This is a genomic window from Marinobacter flavimaris, assembly GCF_002933295.1.
GTDB lineage: Bacteria > Pseudomonadota > Gammaproteobacteria > Pseudomonadales > Oleiphilaceae > Marinobacter > Marinobacter flavimaris.
On the sequence record NZ_PSSW01000013.1, the window covers coordinates 24,958 to 48,119 of the forward strand.

General features: G+C 56.2%; 18 protein-coding genes. 12 read left to right on the forward strand and 6 right to left on the reverse strand.

From position 1 onward, the window contains the following. The first annotated feature begins 123 nt into the window (after nucleotides 1–123). The 3 genes from glgB to glgP are packed head-to-tail and all read left to right on the forward strand — an operon-like array spanning nucleotide 124 to nucleotide 6,055. On the forward strand, nucleotides 124–2,010 hold the full coding sequence (glgB, locus tag MDHKLMBL_RS18610) for a 1,4-alpha-glucan branching protein GlgB (RefSeq protein ID WP_104271929.1): 1,887 nt from the start codon (nucleotides 124–126) through the stop codon (nucleotides 2,008–2,010). Further along, nucleotides 2,007–3,470, forward strand: coding sequence for a glycogen synthase GlgA (glgA, locus tag MDHKLMBL_RS18615; protein WP_104271933.1), 1,464 nt, complete (start codon nucleotides 2,007–2,009; stop codon nucleotides 3,468–3,470). The genes glgB and glgA overlap by 4 nt, the downstream gene beginning before the upstream one ends. Nucleotides 3,471–3,502: 32 nt before the next feature. Next, nucleotides 3,503–6,055, forward strand: a complete 2,553-nt coding sequence (glgP, locus tag MDHKLMBL_RS18620) for an alpha-glucan family phosphorylase (protein ID WP_199185538.1) — start codon at nucleotides 3,503–3,505, stop codon at nucleotides 6,053–6,055. Between the two features lie 19 nt (nucleotides 6,056–6,074). On the opposite strand, the gene MDHKLMBL_RS18625 is transcribed toward glgP, so the two are convergent. Together MDHKLMBL_RS18625 and MDHKLMBL_RS18630 are read right to left on the reverse strand one after the other, a co-directional pair. Next, nucleotides 6,075–6,734 carry an alpha/beta hydrolase gene (locus MDHKLMBL_RS18625; protein WP_104271937.1) on the reverse strand — a complete coding sequence of 220 codons (660 nt, stop codon included), beginning with the start codon at nucleotides 6,732–6,734 and terminating at the stop codon, nucleotides 6,075–6,077. Between the two features lie 33 nt (nucleotides 6,735–6,767). Then, complete coding sequence (locus tag MDHKLMBL_RS18630) at nucleotides 6,768–7,964, reverse strand: lysophospholipid acyltransferase family protein (RefSeq protein WP_008169692.1); 1,197 nt, start codon at nucleotides 7,962–7,964, stop codon at nucleotides 6,768–6,770. Between the two features lie 217 nt (nucleotides 7,965–8,181). On the opposite strand from MDHKLMBL_RS18630, the gene recQ reads away from it, so the two are divergent. Next, on the forward strand, nucleotides 8,182–10,050 hold the full coding sequence (recQ, locus tag MDHKLMBL_RS18635; protein ID WP_014577099.1) for a DNA helicase RecQ: 1,869 nt from the start codon (nucleotides 8,182–8,184) through the stop codon (nucleotides 10,048–10,050). A gap of 5 nt (nucleotides 10,051–10,055) precedes the next feature. On the opposite strand, the gene MDHKLMBL_RS18640 is transcribed toward recQ, so the two are convergent. Continuing rightward, nucleotides 10,056–10,610, reverse strand: a complete 555-nt coding sequence (locus tag MDHKLMBL_RS18640) for a YiiD C-terminal domain-containing protein (RefSeq protein WP_041645218.1) — start codon at nucleotides 10,608–10,610, stop codon at nucleotides 10,056–10,058. Then, nucleotides 10,594–10,911: a hypothetical protein gene (locus tag MDHKLMBL_RS21025; protein ID WP_167450410.1), complete on the reverse strand. Its 318-nt coding sequence runs from the start codon at nucleotides 10,909–10,911 to the stop codon at nucleotides 10,594–10,596. Before MDHKLMBL_RS21025 ends, MDHKLMBL_RS18640 begins: the two co-directional genes overlap by 17 nt. Between MDHKLMBL_RS21025 and MDHKLMBL_RS18645 the strand changes: the two genes are divergently transcribed. Then, entirely contained in the window at nucleotides 10,797–11,753 is a 957-nt protein-coding gene (locus MDHKLMBL_RS18645; protein ID WP_104271940.1) for a transporter substrate-binding domain-containing protein, read from the forward strand. The genes MDHKLMBL_RS21025 and MDHKLMBL_RS18645 overlap by 115 nt on opposite strands. Nucleotides 11,754–11,767: 14 nt before the next feature. Here the strand turns inward: MDHKLMBL_RS18645 and MDHKLMBL_RS18650 are convergent, their stop codons facing one another. After that, nucleotides 11,768–13,654, reverse strand: a complete 1,887-nt coding sequence (locus tag MDHKLMBL_RS18650) for a methyl-accepting chemotaxis protein (RefSeq protein WP_104271945.1) — start codon at nucleotides 13,652–13,654, stop codon at nucleotides 11,768–11,770. 148 nt (nucleotides 13,655–13,802) lie between these two features. Between MDHKLMBL_RS18650 and MDHKLMBL_RS18655 the strand changes: the two genes are divergently transcribed. The 4 genes from MDHKLMBL_RS18655 to selD all read left to right on the forward strand — a co-directional run bounded on the left by MDHKLMBL_RS18655 (nucleotide 13,803) and on the right by selD (nucleotide 18,879). Then, the gene (locus tag MDHKLMBL_RS18655; RefSeq protein ID WP_008171577.1) at nucleotides 13,803–15,323 is read left to right on the forward strand and encodes a carbon-nitrogen hydrolase family protein; all 1,521 of its coding nucleotides are present in this window, start codon (nucleotides 13,803–13,805) and stop codon (nucleotides 15,321–15,323) included. Between the two features lie 172 nt (nucleotides 15,324–15,495). After that, nucleotides 15,496–15,894 (forward strand): hypothetical protein, encoded by a 399-nt coding sequence (locus tag MDHKLMBL_RS18660; protein ID WP_008171578.1) that lies wholly within the window; start codon nucleotides 15,496–15,498, stop codon nucleotides 15,892–15,894. A 40-nt stretch (nucleotides 15,895–15,934) separates the two neighbouring features. Continuing rightward, nucleotides 15,935–16,603, forward strand: a complete 669-nt coding sequence (locus MDHKLMBL_RS18665) for a helix-hairpin-helix domain-containing protein (protein ID WP_104271948.1) — start codon at nucleotides 15,935–15,937, stop codon at nucleotides 16,601–16,603. Beyond that, on the forward strand, nucleotides 16,603–18,879 hold the full coding sequence (gene selD / locus MDHKLMBL_RS18670; protein WP_104271950.1) for a selenide, water dikinase SelD: 2,277 nt from the start codon (nucleotides 16,603–16,605) through the stop codon (nucleotides 18,877–18,879). The genes MDHKLMBL_RS18665 and selD overlap by 1 nt, the downstream gene beginning before the upstream one ends. On the opposite strand, the gene senB is transcribed toward selD, so the two are convergent. After that, a complete protein-coding gene (senB, locus tag MDHKLMBL_RS18675) occupies nucleotides 18,876–19,862 on the reverse strand; it encodes a selenoneine biosynthesis selenosugar synthase SenB (protein ID WP_104271952.1) in 987 nt (328 codons plus the stop codon). The genes selD and senB overlap by 4 nt on opposite strands. Before the next feature lie 171 nt (nucleotides 19,863–20,033). On the opposite strand from senB, the gene MDHKLMBL_RS18680 reads away from it, so the two are divergent. From MDHKLMBL_RS18680 to MDHKLMBL_RS18690, 3 genes are read left to right on the forward strand one after another with little or no spacing between them, the layout of a single operon-like run. Then, nucleotides 20,034–20,900, forward strand: coding sequence for a putative selenate ABC transporter substrate-binding protein (locus MDHKLMBL_RS18680; protein ID WP_104271954.1), 867 nt, complete (start codon nucleotides 20,034–20,036; stop codon nucleotides 20,898–20,900). Beyond that, complete coding sequence (locus tag MDHKLMBL_RS18685; RefSeq protein WP_104271958.1) at nucleotides 20,900–21,550, forward strand: ATP-binding cassette domain-containing protein; 651 nt, start codon at nucleotides 20,900–20,902, stop codon at nucleotides 21,548–21,550. Before MDHKLMBL_RS18680 ends, MDHKLMBL_RS18685 begins: the two co-directional genes overlap by 1 nt. Before the next feature lie 13 nt (nucleotides 21,551–21,563). After that, entirely contained in the window at nucleotides 21,564–23,030 is a 1,467-nt protein-coding gene (locus MDHKLMBL_RS18690) for a PhnE/PtxC family ABC transporter permease (protein ID WP_008171584.1), read from the forward strand. Nucleotides 23,031–23,162 lie beyond the last annotated feature (132 nt).

The window sequence follows — 23,162 nt, forward strand, 5'->3', positions numbered from 1 at the left end:
ATAGTAGAACACTAGCACGGAATTATGACGTAAACTTGTTTTGGGTCATTTTTTAAACAGGCCCTTTCGCGTCCAATGAAGGGACGCTCAAAGCGCCTCATCTGGTCAGGAACAGCACGGTCTATGGACAGTCCAACGCTCAGCGAATTCGACCTCCACCTTTTTGCCGAGGGTCGCCACTGGCACATTTACAACGTGCTCGGTGCCCATGTCTGCAGGAACCGAGGTGTGGAAGGTGTCCGGTTTGCAGTCTGGGCGCCGCACGCCAGCGCCGTCAGTGTTGCCGGTGACTTTAACGAATGGAACGCGGGCATCCATCCCATGTCGTTGCATGAAGGCACGGGGGTTTGGTCCTGCTTTATCCCGGGCATCGGTAACGGCGCTCTCTATAAATTCGCCATCACAACGGACAAAGGCCGGCAGATCCTGAAAACCGATCCCTATGGACAGGCTTTCGAGCTCAGGCCCTCCACCGCTGCTGTAGTCACCGAGCGCGGCCACTTTGGCTGGGGCGATGGCGACTGGCTGGCCCGGCGGGGTCGCTGGAACTGGCAGGATTCGCCCATCTCCATCTACGAGGTTCATGCCGCCTCCTGGCGCCACCACGGTTCGGGTCGATGGCTGACCTATCGGGAACTGGCCGACCAACTCATTCCCTATGTGCTCGAACTGGGCTTCACCCACATTGAACTGTTGCCGGTCACGGAACACCCCCTGGATGAATCCTGGGGATACCAGACGACCGGATACTACGCGCCCACCAGTCGGTTCGGCACGCCGGACGATCTTCGTTATCTGGTGGACCAATGCCACCGGCACAACATCGGCGTGATTCTGGACTGGGTACCGGGACATTTCCCGACCGATGAACACGCCCTTGCCCGCTTTGATGGCAGCGCGCTTTACGAACATGCAGATCCCCGCAAAGGGCGCCATCAGGACTGGGGCACACTCATCTACAACTATGGCCGGCATGAGGTGCGGAACTTCCTGATCGGCAGTGCCTTGTTCTGGCTGGACGCCTTTCATATCGACGGGCTTAGGGTGGATGCGGTGGCGTCCATGCTGTACCTCAACTACTCCCGCAAGGAAGGCGAGTGGGAGCCCAACGTTCATGGCGGCCATGAAAACCTCGAAGCCATTGAGTTCCTGCGGGAATTGAACCAGGTCTGTCAGAGCCGCTTCCCCGGAACGCTGATCTGTGCGGAAGAATCGACCTCCTGGCCGCGTGTAACCCGGCCACCGGAAATTGGCGGACTCGGGTTCAACCTGAAATGGAACATGGGCTGGATGCACGACACCCTGGACTATCTGGCACAGGATCCGGTGTATCGTCAGTATCATCACGACAAGCTGACCTTTGGGCTGCTCTATGCCTTCTCGGAGAATTTCCTGCTGCCGCTTTCCCACGACGAAGTGGTTCATGGCAAAGGTAGCCTGATCAACAAAATGACCGGCGACGAATGGCAACAGAGAGCTACCTTGAGGGTGCTTTTTACCTACATGTTCAGTTACCCGGGCGCCAAACTTCTTTTCATGGGCGGTGAGTTCGGCCAGCGGCGGGAGTGGAGTGAATCCCGGGAACTGGACTGGTCTCTACTGGCCTACCCGGAGCATCAGGGTATTAAAAAGCTGGTTCAGGACCTGAACGGTATCTACCGGCGGGAGGTGTCGTTACATGGCGCCTGCTTCAAGCCGGATGGTTTCGAGTGGATTGACTGCCATGATTCCCCCCAGTCAGTGATCAGTTTCCTGCGCACCGCCAAGGGCGAAACCTCGGTGATTGTCGTTAATTTCACACCGATGCCCAGACACCACTATCGGATCGGCCTGCCTGAAGGTGGCAACTGGCGGGAAATTTTTAATTCCGATTCAGAGTATTACGGTGGGAGTAATCTGGGAAATCCCTACCCCATGCCTGCGGATGCCCAGCCCTGGATGAACCGTGAGTGGTCCGTGGAACTAACCCTGCCACCACTGGGCGCGATCATTCTGAGGCCGGCTTTATGATCCGGGTGCTGTTTGCAACCAGTGAGGTTTATCCCTTGATGAAAACCGGCGGTCTTGCCGACGTTTCAGCAAGTTTGCCGGAAGCGCTCTGCCGCCTGGAATACGACGTACAGATACTTCTACCGGGCTATCCCGATGCTTTGAAAGCGGCAAGAAAGGCAGGCTCTCGAAGAAAGGCGCGGTTTCAGCTGGGGCAATACAATGTGAGCCTCTGGCAGACCCGACTGCCCGGCACCGCTGTCACGCTATGGCTAGTGGACTGTCCGCCATTGTTTGATCGCCCTGGCAACCCCTATAAGAACGAGGAAGGCAAAGACTGGTGGGACAATGCCCATCGCTTTGAGCTGTTCGGAAAGGTCGGCGCCATGATCGCCATGGGAGAGGCAGGCCTGTCCTGGAGACCGGATCTGGTGCACTGCAACGACTGGCAAACCGGGCTGATACCGGTATTTCTCGAGGCCTACCACGACAGGCCCGGCACTGTGTTTACCATCCATAACCTCGCCTACCAGGGACTCTTCTCCCATGAGACTTTCCGTGCCCTGGGTCTGCCTGATTCGCTCTGGAACCTCGAGCAGCTTGAATTCTACGGGCAGCTTTCGTTCATCAAGGGCGGCCTCGTTTTCAGTGACCGAATCACCACCGTCAGCCCGACCTATGCGCTCGAGATCCAGACCCCGGAATTCGGTAATGGACTTGATGGTTTGCTTCGACACCGCCAGGACGCGCTCACCGGCATTCTCAACGGCATCGATAACCGGGTCTGGAATCCCGAGGAGGACCCTGAACTGTCCTTTCACTATGGCCGGGATCACTTGAAGAATAAGACGCAGTGCCAGGCCGGCCTGCAGCAAGAGCTCGGGCTGGAGGTAAACGGCGGTCCACTACTGGGCTTCATCGGGCGACTGGTTGAACAGAAAGGCGTGGACTGGCTGGTTTCGGTGATGCCGCACTTGCTGGAACAGGGTTGCCAGTTTGTCGTTCTTGGCTCCGGTGAAGCCAGTTACGAGGAGCCCCTGAAACGCCTTGCCCGGCAATGGCCGGGGCAAATGTCTCTCACGTTGGGCTACAACGAGGGGCTTTCCCATCGCATCACAGCCGGATGTGACCTGTTCCTGATGCCATCGAGATTCGAGCCCTGTGGGCTCAACCAGATGTACAGCCTCAGGTACGGCACGATTCCGGTGGTGCACGGTGTTGGCGGGCTGGCAGACACGGTCCAGGACCCTCAGGAGGTTGGCATCGACAAGGCCACCGGATTCGTTTTTACCGGCGCCAATGCCGATTCGTTACTGGCTGCCGTAAACCGCGCGCTACAGGTTTTTGAAAAACGTAAGCAATGGCGGCGGTTGCAGGATAACGGCATGGCGATCGATTATTCCTGGAAGCAGCGGGCTCGCACCTATGGCGATCTGTATCAACGTATTCTCAAAGAACGTGACCAACAACAGCTGGATTAGTGCGAGCGTTTGCCCGCCTGGAGGCAACCAACATGCATAAAGCAACGGAATTCCGACTTGAAGCTCATCCCCTGCTTCCCGAACCCCTGGAGCGATTGGAAGAGCTTGCCAATGACCTGTTCTACAGCTGGGACCATGGGGTTCGAAGCCTGTTTGTCCGTATTGACCTACCGCTATGGCAGAAAGTCGAGCACAACCCAAAGCTTTTCCTGCGGCGGGTTGCCCAGGATCGACTCGATGAAGCGTCTGAAGACCGGGCGTTTCTGGCCGAGTATCGTCGGGTTCTGAGTAGCTACGATGCCTATCTTGAGGCTGGCCCCGGCCCGGAAGTGACGGAGAAGCTCGATCCGGAACAGGCCCTGGTGGCTTACTTCTGTGCCGAATTCGGCTTCCACGAAAGTTTTCCGATCTATTCCGGCGGCTTGGGCATCCTTGCCGGCGACCATTGCAAGGCCGCCAGTGACCTGGCCCTGCCCTTTATCGCTGTGGGTCTGTTGTATCGGCAGGGTTACTTTATCCAGAGTATCGACGCCCACGGTCAGCAGATTGCGCGCTATCAGTCCCATTCCAGCGATGAATTGCCTATTTCACCGGTGGAGATAGACGGCAAGTGGCTCAAGGTCTCCGTCCCCTTCCCCGGGCGTGATGTTGTGGCGCGTGTGTGGGAAGCCCGCGTAGGCCATATCCGCTTATACCTGCTGGACAGCAATACCGAAGAAAACGGCCCGGAAGACCGGGATCTGACGCTCCAGCTTTACGGTGGCGACGAGTCCACGCGGATCAGCCAGGAAATGCTGCTTGGCATTGGTGGAACCCGGGTTGTGGAGGCGCTGAACCTAAAGCCGACCGTCTGGCATATCAACGAGGGCCATGCCGCATTCCAGATTCTGGAACGCTGCAGGCACACCATGGTTTCCGGGTTGAGTTTCGAGGCCGCGCTTGAAGCCGTTGCCGGCGCAACGCTGTTCACAACGCATACGCCGGTACCGGCTGGCCACGACATCTTCCCCCGCTCCCTCGTTCATCATGCCCTGGGGCGATATATCGAGGAATCTGCCCTGGATTTTGATCAGGTGTTTGCCCTGGGCTCGAAGGACGGTGGGGACAGTTTCAACATGACCAGTCTGGGCCTGCGCGGCTCTCGTTTCCACAACGGGGTGAGCCGGATTCACGGTGGTGTCGCCTCGTTGATGGAGGGCGATATCTGGCCCCAGGTGCCGTCGGCAGAAAACCCTATCGGGTACATTACCAACGGTGTGCACGTACCGACGTTTCTGGCGCCGGAATGGTCCAGCCTGTTCGATATACAGGCGCCCACGTGGAAAAGTGAACTCCGGAACCCGGAATTCTGGAAGTTTATCGACCAGATCCCGGACTATCACTACTGGAGCGTTCACAAGGCCCTGAAACAGCAAATGGGCGAATACATTGTCCAGCGGCTCAAGCGCCAGCATAAACGCAACGGCACCGGCCATTCCGTCACTGACAGGATGACCCGGCAGCTTGTTTCCTCGGAAAAAGACACGCTGGTTATCGGGTTTGCAAGGCGGTTCGCCACCTACAAACGCGCGACGCTGATCTTCTCGGACCTGGAACGCCTCGAAAGCATCCTTACCGATCCGGACCGCCCGGTGGTGCTGGTATTTGCCGGCAAGGCCCATCCCAAGGACAAACCCGGTCAGCAACTGATCAAGGTAATCCACGACCTTTCCATGCACCCTTCGTTGATGGGGCACCTGATTCTCCTGGAGGACTATGACCAGGCCATGGCCCGCAGGCTGCTCAGTGGCGTCGATGTGTGGCTGAACACACCGGAATACCCGAAAGAGGCCAGTGGCACCTCCGGCGAGAAAGCAGCCCTCAATGGCGCTCTTAATCTCAGCGTGCTCGACGGCTGGTGGGGCGAAGGCTATGACGGCAAAAATGGCTGGGGCATCCCTCCCAGGGATACCGAACTGGACCCTGAATTCCGGAATGAGGAAGAGGCCCGGGACCTGATCGATCTGCTCGAATTCGAAGTGGTTCCCCTCTACTACGAGCGCGCCTCCCAGGGCTTTTCGAAAGGCTGGGTCCAGCGATCCAAGGCTTCGATGAAGTCGATCACACCAAGGTTTAACGCCCGGCGTATGGTGATGGATTACGTCAATAACTATTACCAGCCGGCATCAACCCAGGGTGCTTTGCTGATGGCCGACAACGGCGAGGTTGCCAAAGAACTGGCAGACTGGAAGGCAAGGGTCAGGCATGCCTGGCCGGGAGTGGAATTAAACGTGGTTGGCTGCGTCGAAGCTGCCTGCCCCCATGATGGCGGCGTAGAACTCAGAGTCGAGGCAAGGCTCAATGGCCTGTCAGCGGAGGATGTGCGGGTGGAGTGCCTGGTCAGCCCAGAATGTACCGGCACCCATAACAGCCCGGGGCCCGACAGTTTCTTGCTGGATAAGGAAAGCGAAGCGGAGGGGCGAACCGTGTTCTCCACACGCGTGCAACCCCCCTATCCCGGCTTGCAGACTCTCAGGCTCAGGATGTACCCCCATCACGAATCACTGACACATCCGCTGGAGATGGGCGCCATGCTCTGGGTCTGACCCAGGGCATGGCGGTGCCTCAAAGCAGGTGCCGGCGAATGAATCGGCCGATGTCCTGTATTTCCTCGAGGCACACACTGTGTTCCATGGGGAATGTCTGATACGAAGGGTCGTAGCCCATCTCCTTCAGGGTTTCGACACTGCGCACACCCAGTGATTCCGGCACCATCGGATCGAAGGTTCCGTGATACACGCTGATCGGCACATCAGCATTGGCCTCTGAGCGTTGAACCGTGTCCGCGGTGGCGAAGTAGGTTGAAAGCGCCAGAACACCGCCAAAACGTTCCGGGTAGCTGAGCCCCAGTTCATAGGCAACGGCGCCTCCCTGGGAAAATCCGGCGATGATAATGCGCTCCGGCGGGGTGCCTTTGTGTTTTTGCTGCTCGACCAGTTTGGCGACCGCATCGGCAGACGCCCGCAACTGTTCCGTATCCACCACACGGTCGATATCCATGGCCTTGATGTCGTACCAGGCGGGCATGGACATGCCACCGTTGATGGTGACAGGCAGATTGGGCGCATGGGGAAAGATGAAGCGTACCGCTGTATCTTCCGGCAGGCCCAGTTCCGGCACTACGGGCTCGAAGTCGTGGCCGCTCGCACCAAGGCCATGAAGCCAGATGACGGCTGCGGTAGGGTTTTCCCCGGTTTCAATCTCAATGTACTGAAGATCCTGCACGGTTTACCTCATGTCTGAAAATTATGTACCGGTTTATTCGGAATGGCCGGATTTCTCGGCATTGGCCTCGAGCGCGGTAACCACTGGATTGGCATACATATCCAGCAGATAAGGCCGGATGGCCGGATCGCAGGCTTCCAGTCTCCGCTCCATCTCGGCTTCAGCAGCTTCCATTTCCGCCGGTGACCAGGTTTCGGCAGTGACCACTGAATCGCTGACGGTATCCGGCGTATCGTGGGCCTGGGGATGAAGACCACGCTGCTGATAAGCCACCAGGTTTGAGGCATGCAGGTGATAGTTTGCATGCATCTCCCGATCTATACGGGCGGCCAGATCTTTCGGGTTATCCGGTGAATCATGGATGGGCGCACCAAAGTGCACATGCACGTGCCCTTTGAAACCGGTCAGTCCCTTCATGATCTGTTCGGTATCTTCACCCTCTCGCTTGATGTACTGGCCGGTCCGGGCCCGGGTTTCCAGCTCCTGGGCTTTGTCGGCATCGCACGGATCGTACTCGTAGGCAATGGAAACTGGCACCACATGCAGCCGATTCATGGCTTCGTCAAAACCGAGCCCGCTTTTCTTACGGCTCATATAGAACATCTTGATGATGGCGGGATCGGTAAAGTCCAGCCCGTCCTTCGCCCGGCCCTCGCGTTGGGCAATCCATATGCTGTGATTGGTATCGATGCTGTGGTTGATAAAGCCGGAGAGTGTGATGTAGGCATCACGCATCTCGCGGGGGCTTGTCATGCTGCGTCGCACTACAAAGCTCTTGTTCAGTCGCATCATTTCAGCGAACACCCGGTTGGCAAGCAGGTTGTCGCCAATGGCAATTCGGGTGGTATGGAAACCATTCTGGAACAGCTGGTAGTTCACCACCATGGGGTCGAAAACAATGTCCCGATGGTTTGAAATAAACAGATAGGCGCCGCGCTTGTCGAGGTTCTCCAGCCCGCTGGTCGTTACTCGCGTGGTTGTGCTCTCAACCAGCTCACCCACGTAGCTGGAAAGCCCGGCCTGGAGATCATCGACTCGTGTGTAGTGACCAAAATGGCTGTTTAACCAGCGACGGGTAAACACACGCAACATGGCCGGCGCCCAGCGGGCCAGAGTCGGTGACTTGAAGCGACCGACCATATCCAGAAATTCCTGATCGTTGACCAGGCGGTTGATAGCAGCGCCGGTTTCTTCGTCCGAATAGGGACGGATGGCATCAAATTCCTGCATGGAAGCCCTGTTGTTATCAGTGTCTGTCACAGTATGGCGTGAAACGGTGGTTCAAAAACGCGGTATTGTAGCGTTTCTTAGATTAGTTTGCCTCCACCCGGCCCGTGGGTTTGCTGGCCAATCCTCAGGGTTAATCTGGTATCATTCGCCACTGCGCCGAACCCGGCACTCCACCCGAATCAATACAGCGGCTCCAAGCCGAGCAACCGGTTATTCTATGTATCTTGATCAGGATTTCGAACAGCTTTCCACCGAGCGCCCAACCACCTCGGGCCGTGATCCGGAACAGGTGCTGCACGAAGTCTTTGGTTATGAATCCTTCCGTCCGCTTCAGGGTGACATCATCCGGGAAGTATCGGAAGGCCGCGATGCACTTGTGCTCATGCCGACGGGCGGCGGTAAATCTCTTTGCTACCAGGTGCCGGCGCTGGTTCGCTCGGGCACTGCGATCGTAATTTCACCTCTGATTGCCCTGATGCAGGACCAGGTTGCGGCATTGAAAGAGCTAGGGGTCCGGGCTGCGTTCCTGAATTCAACCATGGATTTCGAGCAGGCCCGGGCGACTGAATACGCGCTCATGACCGGTGAGCTTGACCTTCTGTACTGCGCCCCTGAAAGACTGATACAGCCGCGCACCATCGAATTGCTGCATGACGCCTCCATCTCGCTGTTCGCTATCGACGAGGCCCATTGTGTGTCCCAATGGGGTCACGATTTCCGATCCGATTACCTTCAGCTCAGCATGCTGGCAGAACAGTTTCCAGGCGTACCCCGCATCGCGTTGACCGCAACCGCGGATGAGCGAACCCGAAAGGAAATTGCGGAACGACTGTCACTGACAGAGGCAAGACACTTCGTCAGTGGCTTCGATCGCCCCAACATTCAGTACCGTATAGCGCCAAAAATAAACGCGAACAAACAGTTACTGGATTTTATTAAAGCCGAACATGAGGGCGATTGCGGCATCGTCTACTGCCTGTCCCGGAACAAAGTCGACGCCACCGCGAAAACCCTGGCCCAGAAAGGCTATACCGCTCTGCCCTATCATGCAGGCCTGTCCTCGGAACAGCGTGCCCATCACCAGGAGCGGTTCCTGCGTGAAGACGGGGTGATTATTGTTGCCACCATCGCCTTCGGCATGGGTATCGATAAACCGGACGTGCGCTTTGTCGCCCATCTGGATCTGCCGAAGAGCCTTGAAGCCTACTATCAGGAAACCGGTCGGGCCGGGCGTGACGGCAAGCCATCTACGGCCTGGATGGTTTATGGCCTGCAGGATGTCATCAAACTGCGTCAGATGCTGGAAAGCTCACAGGGTAACGACCATTTCAAGCGCGTGGAACGGCAGAAGCTGGATGCGATGCTGGGTCTTTGTGAGGTCACCAGTTGCCGGCGTCAGGTGCTGCTGCGTTATTTCGGGGACGAGCTTGAGCAACCCTGCGGTAATTGCGACACCTGCCTGAATCCACCGGACACCTGGGATGGAACTGTCGCCGTCCAGAAAGCCCTTTCCTGCGTTTTCCGAACGGGTCAGCGTTTCGGCGTTACCTATCTGATTGATGTTCTGCGAGGCTCGGAAAATGAGCGGATTCTCCAATCCGGGCACCATCAGGTGTCAACCTATGGCATTGGAACGGAACTGAGTGCCAACGAGTGGAAATCGGTCTACCGGCAACTGGTGGCCAATGGTTACCTCCGCGCAGATCCGGAGGGCTATGGTGCGCTCCAGTTGACCGAGCAGTGTCGGCCACTGCTGAAAGGACGGCAGACCATTGAGCTGCGCAAGGATCCGGAAATCAAGAAGACAACCGGCCGGGCAAACGGCGGCCGGTCGGGTTCGCCGGTCTCAGAACAGATTACCGACAAGGCCGGCTGGGAGGCGCTTCGAGCCTGCCGCAAGGAGCTGGCCGACAAACAGGGCGTGCCGCCCTACGTCATTTTCCATGACACTACCCTGTTTGGAATGCTGGAACGCAAACCGCGCACCCTGGATGAGCTGGCGGAAGTCAGCGGCGTGGGCGCCGCCAAGCTTGAGAAATACGGCGAGATTTTCCTGCAAACCATCGCTGGCCTCGAACAGGCCTGAATTATTCAGGCCTCTGCTTTAAACCCTTTTTTCCGCACGCGGTAATGGGCGATGGAGGTTGCTACATGGTTGCCCTCTTCGTCCACCAGTTTGCCTTCCAGGGAGAATTTCGCCCGCCCGGTCTCGTCAGCGTCAGCAAGAATGGCTGCCACGGTTTCGGGATCCAGGGTGAATTCTACAGTGACATCGCTGTTGGCTGGCTGGAGAAACTGCAACGTCATTTCCTTGAGAATCGGCGTGTACGAAGGCCCCAGATCAAATAGGGTCAGCACGCCACCGGGAATTTCGGCTACCAGGAAGTACGCGCCCGCATAAAGGCTGCCGAAGTGGTTTTTGTTGCCTTTCAAGCGGATTTTCGCTCTTACATATCCTGGCCTGACCTCCTCAACGCTGAAGTTGTTCCGTGGTGCAAAAGGAATCGAGAGACCGATGATCTTGTTCACCGCTGCGTACCCGCCCGTTTTCTTCAGCCAGGCCAGAGGGCTGGCCAGTGTAGCCTTGGGGTCGGTACTGGCCACCCATTGACCGGTCGCTCCGATGAGATTATCGATAATTGCCATTGCCAAGCTCCGAAATTGATTGGGAACTGATGATTACAACGGACTTCAGTGCTCGCAAGAAGGTTTTACAATTTTTTTGGATGTTGTCTGATTTATTTTTGAGTTTCTGTTCTAAAGTGAGGATGCGTGCCTGAATCATGACTGCTTGATAGCCGGTTTTTCCAGTAGTAAGAAAGGATCTCTGATTTGGAATATTCTCTGCCCGCTTCCCTGGTCTTCCACCGGTTTCGAAAACTGGTTCTTTGCCTGATGCCATTGGCTTTCTGCCTTGCGGCAGGACCACTCTCAGCCACAACGTCATCGACCACTGCGTCGCAGATAGCCGCCGTGCGCGGTTACGTACTCTGGTACCGGAATTACGACAGTCCTGCCATCCGGGCCCTGGTGGAGCTTGCTCTGAAGAAGACGCCAGAGTACGGAGAATTTCAGATCATCAGAAGTGAAGAGCTGAGCCAGGGCCGCGTACTGAGGGAACTGACAGACGGCCAATCACGATTAGTTGACATCGCCAATGTTGCTACCTCCGCAGAACGGGAGAAATCCCTGACCGCTATACCGTTTCCGGTCGATGGCGGGTTGCTCGGTTTTCGGGTATGCGTGGTTATGCCGGAATCCCTGCCCCGGTTTGCGGGAATCAAGACTCTAGATGACTTGAGAGACAGTCAGATTCGGATTGGCCAGGGCGCGCACTGGCCAGACACACCGGTGCTTGAAGCCAACGGCATTCCGGTGGTCACTCATTCCCGATACGAAATACTGTTCGGAATGTTGCGTAATGAACGCTTCGAGTGTTTTGCCAGGGGCGTAAGCGAAGTGCTTTACGACCTGGAATTGGAGCAGGATCCTAATCTGGTAATTGAGCCTGATCTGTTGATCGCCTACCCGATGCCGTCCTATCTCTTTGTCGGTCCCGATGACCAGGAAACTGCCCATCGCCTTCAGCTGGGAATCGAGCGCGCCATCCACGATGGCAGCTTCAATGATTTCCTCAGGCACTACTACGCCCGCGCTGTGAAAGAGCTTGATCTCGACGAGCGTACGGTCATTACCCTCGAAAACCCGTACCTGAGCGAAGAATCCCGTTACGTTGGGCGCAAAACCTTCGAGAACCTGCGCCGTCGGCTTGAAGTCCTCAGCCGCTAGCGGGCGCCCTGCGGTTACACCCGGAACCTTGACACGTTCTGGTTCAGTGCGGTGCCGATGCGCTCAATTTGCCCGCTGTAAACATCGTTTTCGGTGGCCGCGGCGGCCGCTTCCTGGCCCTGATCCGCGATCCGGGTAATCGACGAGTTCAACTCCTCGGTAACCGACGTCTGTTCTTCGGATGCTGTGGCAATCTGTGACGTCATCTGGCTGATGGACGTGATTGCCTCGGCAATCCGGTTGAGGGCATCCATGGCGTCCTGCGCTTTTTCCATACTGACATTGGATACGGCAGTTGAGGCATTCATGACATCGACCGCATCATTGGCGCCCTTTTGCAGACGCTCAATCATGTCGTTGATTTCCTCGGTGCTGGACTGGGTGCGCTGGGCAAGGTTACGTACCTCGTCTGCCACAACTGCGAAGCCTCGCCCTGCTTCACCGGCCCGAGCCGCTTCAATCGCGGCATTCAATGCCAGCAGGTTGGTTTGCTCTGCAATACCCTGAATCACTTCAAGCACCGTCGTGATGGACGTAACGTCCTTGCCAAGGGTGTGGATGACCTCTGCAGCCGCATTAATCTCCTTCGAGAGCTTCTGCACGGCGTCCCGGGAGGCAGCGACGGTCTCCAGCGAAGCCCGGCTGTCTGCATCTGCGGTGTTGGCGGCATCTGCGGTTTGCTGTGCGTTCTGGGCGATCTCGCCGGCAGCGGCCGACATCTCGTTGATCGCGGTCGCCACCATATCGATCTCGGCCTGCTGACTCTCCACGCTCGAACGACTGGTACTGGCGGTATCTCTCAGCGAGCTGACATTTTCCCCGAGTTCGGCGCTACCCTTCTGGACATCGCGAACAACCGTCTGGATATTCTCGACAAACTGGTTAAAGCTCCGGGCCAACTCACCGAATTCATCTTTTGCACTGTCGTCCAGACGCTGGGTCAGGTCGGCATCACCACTGCCAATGTCCGCCATGGCCTTGTTCAAGCGGCGAACCGGCGCCATCAGAACCTTGATGCCCAGATGCAGAATCACCAGAGAAACGATCAGGCCGATCACGGCCATGATCAATCCAGTCATTCTGGCGCTCTGGACCGGTTCGTTGATCTTGTCCGCGTTGACAAAGGTCCCCAGATACCATTGCACGCCACGCGCTTCACTGATCGGATGGAAGCTGGCCTCCCAGTTGCCGTCATCATTACTGTATTCGTGAGCGTCCCCGCCAAGATCCGGCTTGCCGCCAATGAGCTCACTGATGTTCTTGCCGACAAGGTTTTGCCGTGGGTGGAACAGTATGGTGCCCCGCTCATTGATCAAAGTGGCGTAACCGGTGTCCGCAAGGGTGACTGTGCTCAGGGTTTTTGCTATCGCGCCCAGGCCGATATCAGCACCGGCCACGCCCTCGTATTCACCGCGCTTCACCGGCGCAAGTGTGGAGATGATCATGTCGTTGGTGCTGGCATCCTGATACGGCTCGGTAAACGAGGCGCTGCCGAGGCTCATGGCCTTCTTGTACCAGGGGCGCTGGCGGGGATCGTAATCCGCTGGCAGCGTGGCATTTGCCTCCGGGGATTTCATCAGCATGTAGCCGTCGGTGCGCCCCACATAGACATCCCGGAACCCGCCGCCGGTGGTAATGGCCTGAAGAATAACCCGCGCCTCTCCATCGTTCTCGGCATTCTCCAGGGCTTTGGCGGTGGCTTCAGTCATCACCAGACGGGTATTGAGCCACTCTGCGATGCTCGACGTGCTCTGCTGCACGGTGTCGTCGATCAGCGCGTTCACATAGGTTTTTGTGGTGCTTTGTAATCGTAAATCGCCAGAGAGCGTAAAAGCCCCCATAACCAACAGCAACAGAATACCGAAAGCAGTCAGGAGCTTTTGCCCGAATGTCAGCTGCACGGTCGAATCCTCAGCAATAAAATTGATATTCGTTAATGTGTGTTTCGGCCCATGGTGCGAAGTCTTTAGCGGCTTCTGTTAAACTTTCCAATTATTGACGCAGACGCTGAGATTGTCCTCATTCCATAACGAACGGGAGCCGAACTGAATGGCCCATGAAGAACTGCACCTCAACCTCCGGAACCTGAGGCTTGATGACTACGATCAGCTTCAGAAGCTTATGGATCGGGTATACGACGACATCGGAGGCTCCTGGCCGAAGGACACCATCAAGGCATTGGTGGAGCAGTTCCCCGACGGCCAGATCTGCATTGAGGAAAGTGGCCAGCTTATTGCGGTTGCGCTGACGGTTTGCGTTAAGTACGAGCGTTTTAGCAACCCGCACACCTACGACGATCTGATCCTCCGTAACGAGAAGATCTGGCACAACGCCAATGGTGACTCCCTCTATGGGCTGGATGTCTTTATCCACCCCGACTACCGCGGCTACCGCTTGGGTCGTCGACTCTACGAAGCGCGAAAAGAACTCTGTCGCTCCATGAACCTGCGTGCCATCCTGGCGGGCGGGCGCATACCGAGCTACTTCAAATACGCCGAACAGTATTCACCCGAAGAGTACATTCAACGGGTCGATCGCAAGGAAATCTACGATCCGATTCTGAGCTTCCAGCTCTCGAACGATTTCCAGGTTACGCGGTTGATGCACAAATACCTGCCCGAGGATGAGAAATCCCAGGGCTACGCGACGTTGCTGGAATGGCGGAACATTCTCTACACCCCTCCTTCCCCGGTTCTGAGCGTCAAGAAAACTCAGATAAGGCTGGGCGCAGTGCAGTGGCAGATGCGGGAATTCACTTCGGTTGAAGAGGTGCTCGAGCAGGTTGAGTATTTTGTGGACGCCTTGTCTGATTACAAAAGTGACTTCGCCATCTTCCCCGAGTTTTTCAACGCGCCGCTGATGGGACTGACCGATCAGATGGACCAGACCCGGGCCATCCGTTTCCTCGCCGGATTTACCCAGCAGTTCCGGGAAGAGATGTCTGAAATGGCGGTGAGCTACAACATCAACATTATCACCGGTTCCATGCCACTGATCGAAAACGATCGGGTGTATAACGTGTCCTATCTCTGCCACCGGGACGGTCGTGTTGATGAGCAACGCAAGATTCACATCACGCCCCACGAACGCCGCGACTGGGTGATCGAGGGCGGCAACCAGTTTGAGGTCTTCGAGACCGATGCTGGCCGGGTCGCCATCATGATCTGCTATGACATCGAATTCCCTGAACTGGGCCGTATTGCTGCCAGCCAGGAGGTTGATATCATCATGGTGCCGTTCTGGACCGACACCAAAAACGGCTACCTCAGGGTTCGCCAGTGCGCCCAGGCCCGCGCAATCGAAAACGAATGCTATGTGGTCGTCACTGGTAGCGTTGGCAACCTGCCGAAAGTCGAGAACCTGGACGTCCAGTACGCTCAGTCTGCCGTATTCTCACCCTCGGATTTTGCCTTCCCGCACGATGCAGTTATGGCGGAAACCACGCCGAATACGGAGATGATCATGTTCTCCGATATGGACCTGGAAAAGCTGAAACTGGTGCGTAACGAGGGGTCTGTCACTAACCTGAAAGATCGTCGCGTTGATATGTATGAATTGAAGACCAAGTAAACTGGCCCGATCAGCCAGGTGAAATTGTTAAATAACTGCGTTAGCGGTCGATCGTATGGCACTGATGGCGTTGCAAAACTAGAATTCAGTGTCTATTGTTTAACCAATATCCAGCCTGTCTCCCAATGAGACAGGTTGCTGTGGATACGGAAATCACCAGAGAACCCGATTCATGAACGAAGCATTGCCGGACCTTGTCGCACGATTCCGAGTCAGACAGGGCCTTTTTCGGAAGGAACTTGTCGAAGCCGCCCTTTATGAGCTGGACGGCTACGGTTGTGTTATGAAAACCGACAAAGTGTTCAACCCCGGTGATACCGTGGTGCTGGATCTCGTGATGGACATGCCGTTCGACAAGATCCGCGCAGAAGGACTCGCCGGGCTGGTGACCGAACGCAGAAAACACTGCAGCAATTTCTTCTATTCAATCGATTTTGTAGAGCTCGACTCCAACGGCAGCTCGTCGCTGGCGGAAAAGCTCCGCAGAATTCGGGAAGTGCTATCCAAGAAACAGTCGCTCAAATCACGTCGTTCCCCAGGCTCCATGTCCGGTTTCCGGCAGATGGCCTGACATTGATTTTCGTTGAAACCTGTCCGTAAGGAGACATTCCATGGCGAAGAAAGCCAAACAGAACGTTGATAAAATCGTGAAAAAGGTCAACAAGGAGTTCGAAAAGACTTCTTCCCAGATCGAAGGCCTGGTGAACGATGCGCTGAAGCAGTTCGACAGCCTGCAGAACCAGGTTCAGGAGCCTGTTCGCAAGCTGCTGAAGGAAATCGACGAGCTTCGCGACCGCGAGATGAAGCGTTTCCACGAAGAGTTTGAGCGCCGCCTGGAAGAGTTCCATGAACTGCAGAGCAGCATTCTCGAGCGTCTTGGCGTGGCTTCCAAGGAAGCGGGTGAAGAGGTCAAGAAGCTCACAGATGAAGTGAGTAAAGAGGCCAGCACGGCAGCCAAGAAATCAGCGCCTAAGAAAACCGCCAAAACAGCTTCCAAAGCCAAAGGCGCGACCAGCAAGCCTGCGGCGAAAAAGCCGGCTGCGAAGAAGCCTGCAGCCAAGAAAGCACCAGCAGCCAAGGCTGCAAAGCCGGTCGACAAGAGTGACCTGACGCTGGTTAAAGGTATCGGTCCGGCCACCGCCAAGAAGATGAAGGACGTTGGCATTACCTCCATCGACCAGATCGCCAATCCGTCTGCCGAAGACCAGGAAAAGCTGAAGGCCTTCTCAAACGTCAAGGGATACAGCCAATTCAGCGCTGAAGCCAAGAAAATCAGCTGATGCGAACGCCTGACCAGCCTGTTTTACGGGACATTGTCCTGATTGGCGGCGGGCACAGCCACGTCGGGGTACTCAAGCGGTTCGCCATGAACCCTGTCCCCGGCGTGCGCCTGACCCTGATCTGCCGCGACACCCACACCCCCTATTCTGGCATGCTGCCTGGCTACGTGGCCGGCCACTATAGCTACGACGATGTCCACATCGATCTGAGCCGCCTGGCGGAGTACGCTGGTGCGCGCTTTTACCGGGCCGAAGCCATGGGCATCGACCGGGACCAGAAGCGGGTTATCTGCCGCGGTCGCCCGGATGTGCCCTACGACATACTGTCAATCAATATTGGCTCGTCTCCGCGGGTCAATGAAGTGGAAGGCGCTTCCGACCACGCGGTTCCGGTGAAGCCGATCACCGGCTTCAACAACCGCTGGCTTGCACTGCTTTCCCGTATCGAGAATCACGACGGGCCGCTGGCGGTTGCGGTAGTTGGCGCTGGTGCCGGTGGCGTTGAGCTGACCCTCGCCATGCAGTTTCGACTGAAGAATGAACTGAAACAGCGTGGTAAAGATCCCGATCAACTGCATTTCCACCTCTTCGACGCCGCCGACCAAATTCTACCGACCCACAACCCCAAGGTGCGTGAGGTTTTCCGAAAAACCCTGTCGAATCGTGGTGTGAAGGTCCATCTGGGATCGCCAGTCAGCAAGGTTCAGGAAGGGTTATTGATTACCGAATCCGGCGAAACCCTGCAAACGGACGAAGTGCTCTGGGTAACCCGGGCTGGTGGCCCTGAATGGCTCAAGGACACAGGCCTGGCGCTGGACGATGGTCTGTTCCTGAGAGTACGCGATACCCTGCAAGTGGAGAATGACGACAGCATTTTTGCTGCTGGCGATATTGCCAACGTCTTGAATCACCCCCGAGAAAAAGCGGGGGTATTTGCGGTAAGACAGGGACCTCCCCTCGCCGACAACCTCAAGCGGCTTGCAACCGGCAAGGATCCGAAGGATTTTCATCCTCAGAAGAAGTGGTTAGCGCTAATCAGCACCGGGGACAAGTACGCTGTGGCCTCCCGGGGAGATTTGCAGTTCGACGGCGCCTGGGTCTGGCGCTGGAAAGACTGGATCGATCGCCGCTTCATGAAGAAGTTCAATGATCTGCCTCCAATGGAGGAAGAATCCAAACTGCCGGATACGGCTGCCGCACAAAATGCTGAGGAAGCCTCCCAGGCCATTTCGGCGGTTGCCATGCGTTGTGGTGGTTGTGGCGCCAAGGTGGGCAGCACCGTTCTTTCGCGAGCCCTGGGAGAGCTGAAACCCATCGAGCGGGACGATATCCTGATCGGCCTTCACGCCCCGGACGACGCCGCCGTTTTGACAGTACCACCCGGCAAAGCCGTAGTTCATACCGTGGATTTCTTCCGTGCGTTCATTGACGACCCCTACATCTTTGGCAAGGTGGCGGCCAATCATAGCCTCGGTGACGTCTTTGCCATGGGCGCCGAAGCCCAGAGTGCCACGGCCGTTGCCACGGTGCCTTACGGCATTGAATCCAAGGTTGAGGATGTCGTCTATCAGATGATGTCTGGTGCTGTTGAAGTGCTGAACGAGGCAGGATGCGCGCTGGTTGGCGGGCACACCGGCGAGGGCAAGGAACTGGCCCTGGGCTTTGCAGTCAACGGCCTGATCGACCCGGAAGAAGTCATGAGCAAAGGTGGCCTGAAAGCGGGCGATGCCCTGATTCTCACCAAGCCCATCGGTACAGGCACCCTGTTTGCCGCTCACGCAAAGCTGGCGGCCAAAGGTCGGTGGATCGATTCCGCCCTCGCCTCCATGATCCAGTCCAATAAGGCGGCAGCAGACTGTCTCAGGAAATTTGGATCAAAAGCCTGTACCGACGTTACTGGCTTCGGCCTCCTCGGGCATCTGGTTGAAATGACCAAGCCCTCGGGTGTGGATGCCGAACTGGATCTTTCTGCCATCCCGATCCTTCCGGGCGCGGAGGAAACAGCGGCAGCAGGGATCCTTAGTTCCCTGCAACCAGCAAACATCCGCTTGCGCCGGGGTATCCGGGATCAGGAAAAATGGGTCAACCATGCACGCTACCCGTTGATCTTTGATCCGCAAACAGCGGGCGGGCTGCTGGCAAGTGTTGCCGCGGACAAGGCAGAGGAGTGTGTACGGGAACTGAAAGCCCTGGGCTATCCGCATACCGCCATTATCGGGCGAATTACCGCCCAGGATGAATCGGGGCCCATCGAGCCTATTTCCCTGCGGGATTAACGTCCCTGTGAGCAGCGCTGCATGGCAAGGTGTAGCGCCTGCTCCAGGGATGCCTGTTCTTTTTCGGGCAGGAAACGCTCGGCCAGATTACTAACCTGCGCTTTGAGGCTTTCGAGAAACGCAGGTTCGGTCTCTGCGTGTTGCAGCAGACCGGCCAGCGCCTGTTCGTCGCCAACGGGGAAATATCCGGCATAGTCCCGGCCCAACAAACCGACATTGCCCGGGATATCGGATGCCAACACCGGCAAGCCAGCCCGGCAGGCCTCGGAGACGACGTTTGCGCCACCCTCCATTACCGAGCTGATCACCATTAACCGGCTGTTCGCCATCAACTGCCGGGTGCGGGTTTTATCCAGCTCGCCGAGCCAGTGGAAGCGTGGATTTTCAGCCATTTCCCGCTCTGCTTTGTTGTGCCATGCCTCGTTGTGGGCCTTGCCGGCACAAAAAACCTGTATCTTCGAGTCCTTCGGAAGCAATCGCGCGGCATAAGCCGCCCGCAGAGAATCCTTTTCGTCCCGAAGATGACCAATCACACAAACGCCAAAACATTCCTTCGTGAGATCCGCTTGCGGCGCCGGAAAGGCCTCCGGCCCCTCAGCCGATTGGTTTAGCGTGACCAGTTTGCTGGCAAAGCCGGCGGGTATGTCGTGCGCTACCAGGTCGTGCAGACCAATAAGCGCATCGGCCGCGCCCATGGAATACCGGGTGTCTTCCGGGTATTCGTGCTGGTGCTGATAGATATCCGTGCCGGTGAGAGCCACGATAAGCGGCTTTTCAGGCCAGGTTTCGCGGAAATGTCGTATGGCATCGACACTACGCCAGGCATGCAGGGCTATAAACGCATCGCAGGGCTCACCGTGGTATTCAGTAACCACGTCGACCGAGTGCCCGGCACTTTCCAGCAAGGTCGCCCACCGTTCCGCCGTTGCCCGGTTTCCTGCTTTCGAACCCGGCTGCGCCGGCGTGATCATTATCAGATGCATTGTCTTTGATTGAACCCAGCTTACTGAAAAATGAAGTGTTCGGCCCTGAGCCAATTAAACCCGCAAACCGTATAGCTGTTCAGAGTTAACCTAAATCAAGGTATCCTTCTGAAGCAGGAGTCGTTCGCTTCATCTCTGCACTGTAAATATCCATTCCAAAAAGGAAAAACCATGACCCACAATCTTATACGGAAATTGCTGATTATTGGTCTCTGTTCTCTTTTTTCAGCCGCCGCGACCGCGCAGACGTTCATTTTTACGGCAATACCGGACGAAGATGAAACCAAGCTCGTCGAGCGTTTTCGCGGCATTGCGGACTACCTTTCCGAGGAACTGGATGCCGATGTGAAGTACATCCCCGTGAAATCCTATGCGGCTGCCGTTTCCGCCTTCCGGAATAACCAGGTGCAGCTGGCGTGGTTCGGCGGCCTGTCGGGTGTTCAGGCGAGATCACTTGTACCCGGTTCTCAGGCAATCGCACAGGGCACTGAAGATCAGGCCTTCTACGTCTATTTTATTGCTCATGAAAGCACCGGCCTGGATCGTCAGGATAGCCTGCCAGAAGATGTGCGTGGAAAGACCTTTACCTTCGGATCAAAGGGCTCAACGTCGGGACGATTGATTCCGGAGTACCACATCCGCGAAACGTTTGGCGAAGCACCTGAAGATGTCTTTTCTCGGGTCGGCTACAGCGGCAACCACACTCGCACCCTCCGTCTGGTCGAGTCCGGCACCTACGAAGTGGGCGCGATGAACTTCGCGGTCTGGGAAAAAGAACTGGAGAACGGAAACATTGATACCGACGCCGTGAAGGTTATCTGGAAAACACCCGGGTTCCCGAATTACCAATGGAGCATCCGTGGCGACGTGGATGAAAACTACGGCGAAGGCTTTACCGGTCGCGTTCGCGAAGCCCTGCTATCGCTTGATGATCCCGAGCTGCTTGAGAGCTTCCCGCGTTCTGATTTTATTCCCGCTTCAAACGACGATTATGAGCCGATTCGCAAAGTAGCGAAAGAAATCGGAATCATTGATTGATGGCAGGCTTTGATCTCTCAGGCCTGACGGCCTCTTTTGGGGGTGAGCGGGTAATCGGGCCTCTCACCCTCAAGGTAAAGGAAGGAGATCAGGTTGCCCTGGTCGGTAAGAGTGGTGCAGGTAAATCCACTCTTATCCGGCTTATTCACCAGCGAGTGGATGGCCAGTCATCTCTTGTGCCTCAGGAGCTTGGTCTGGTAAACGCCCTTCCTGTGTTTCACAACGTTTTCATGGGCCAGCTCGACAAGCATGCCACCTGGTACAACACCGTTACCCTTGTGCGGCCATTCAAACAGGACAGAAAACAGGTCCTGGAGCTTCTGGACGCATTGAGAATGTCTGAAAAGCTCTGGATTCCCACAGCTTCTCTCTCGGGCGGGCAGCGTCAAAGGGTGGCCATTGCCAGAGCCCTTTATCGCAACGCCCCGGTCTTATTGGCAGATGAACCCATCTCCGCACTGGACGGCCCCATGGCGCATCACGTTATGCAATTGCTGCGAGATCGCTTCAAAACCAGTGTTATCGCTCTTCACGATGTGGAAATGGCAATGAAGTACTGTAACCGCATTGTTGGCATACAGAATGGGCAGGTTGCCCTTGATGAGCCTACTGACCAATTGGCGGCCGCAGACATCATGTCGCTGTATTAGGATCTGTCGAGCGATGCTCTCCTACCCAACTGTTCGCACCAGCCTGATCTTTCTTGCTATTGCGCTTGTGGGGCTCTTGTTTGCCGATATTGCGATCACCGCAAACAATCCCTGGCGAGACCTGGGCAACTTTTTCCTGGGTGTGCTCACTCCGAACTTTTTCAGCAGCGAAGGTCTTCTTACCGCTTTATTGCGAACAGTGGCCTTCGCCTTTGTTGGGGTGACCGTTGGCGGGGTTTGCGGGTTTTTTCTGGCTCTGGTGTACCGATTCCTCCCGGTGCGGGTGTTTTGTGCTTTCATCAGGGCGATTCATGAGCTCTTTTGGGCTCTTATTTTTTTGCAGTTTTTCGGTTTCCACCCCCTGACGGGCGTGTTGGCGATCGCGATACCTTATTCCGGCATCTTCGCCAAGGTTTACTCCGAGATTCTCGAGGAAGCTGACCCGGAGCCGGGCAGGCTCTTGCCACCGGGAACAGGAACTATCGCGGCGTTTCTGTACACCAGGATTCCTGATTGCTGGGTCCAGTTGAGAACCTACACCGCCTATCGCCTGGAGTGCGGGCTGCGTTCGAGTGCCATACTCGGATTTGTGGGCCTGCCAACTCTGGGGTTTTATCTGGAAACCTCTTTTTCCCAGGGGATGTACTCCGACGCCGGCGCCATGTTGATCCTCTTTTACGTGCTCATTGCCACAATTCCACTATGGGTAAGACCCAAGTTGTTACCCGTGTATATCGTGGGGGCTCCGTTTTTCCTTGGCGATGGCTTGCCCATCGTCTGGGGTAATGTTGAACGGTTTTTCACCGAGGATATTGTCCCCAGCCCACTCAGGGATGGAGAGGGCCTGGCCGGACTTTTACCGTGGCTGAATGAACTGATGATCGAGCAGGCACTGCCTGGCATCTGGAATACTGTGGTTCTCACTCAGATTGCGCTGGTGGCCACGGGTATCCTCACGCTGCTAGCATTCCCCCTGATCTCAAATCACTTTGGCGGCCCGATACGTCGAACCTCCGGCCATATTTTTCTGGTAATTGCCCGATCAACCCCTGAGTACATCCTGGCCTACATACTCCTGCAACTCTGGGGACCCTCCATGCTTCCTGCGGTGGTTGCATTGGCCCTTCACAATGGCGGCATCATAGGCCACCTGATTGGCCGGCAAACCAACACGATCCGTTTGAGATCGGATGCTCCCAAAGGCTTTAATCGCTATAGCTGGGAACTCGTGCCCCGGATCTACCGATCATTTCTGGCGTTTCTGTTTTATCGCTGGGAAATCATCATGAGAGAAACCGCCATCCTTGGTATTCTCGGCATCTACACCCTTGGCTTTTACGTTGATAGCGCTATACAGAGTATCCGGTTCGACCAGGCAATGGTTCTGATCCTGATAACGGCCATGCTGAATATCGGCGTGGACATTCTTGGTCGCTATATCCGCCGCAAGCTGGCCTTGCAGACCATGCCCACCTGCTAACCCGCACTGCGATCCCCATCACAGTTCCGTCATTTCGGCCAACGCTAAACCGGTAATTGGCGACCGGTTGGCGGTATTGTGCGGATACATTCCGTTACACTTTGATCACCTATTGCAATATTTAGAGTTCTG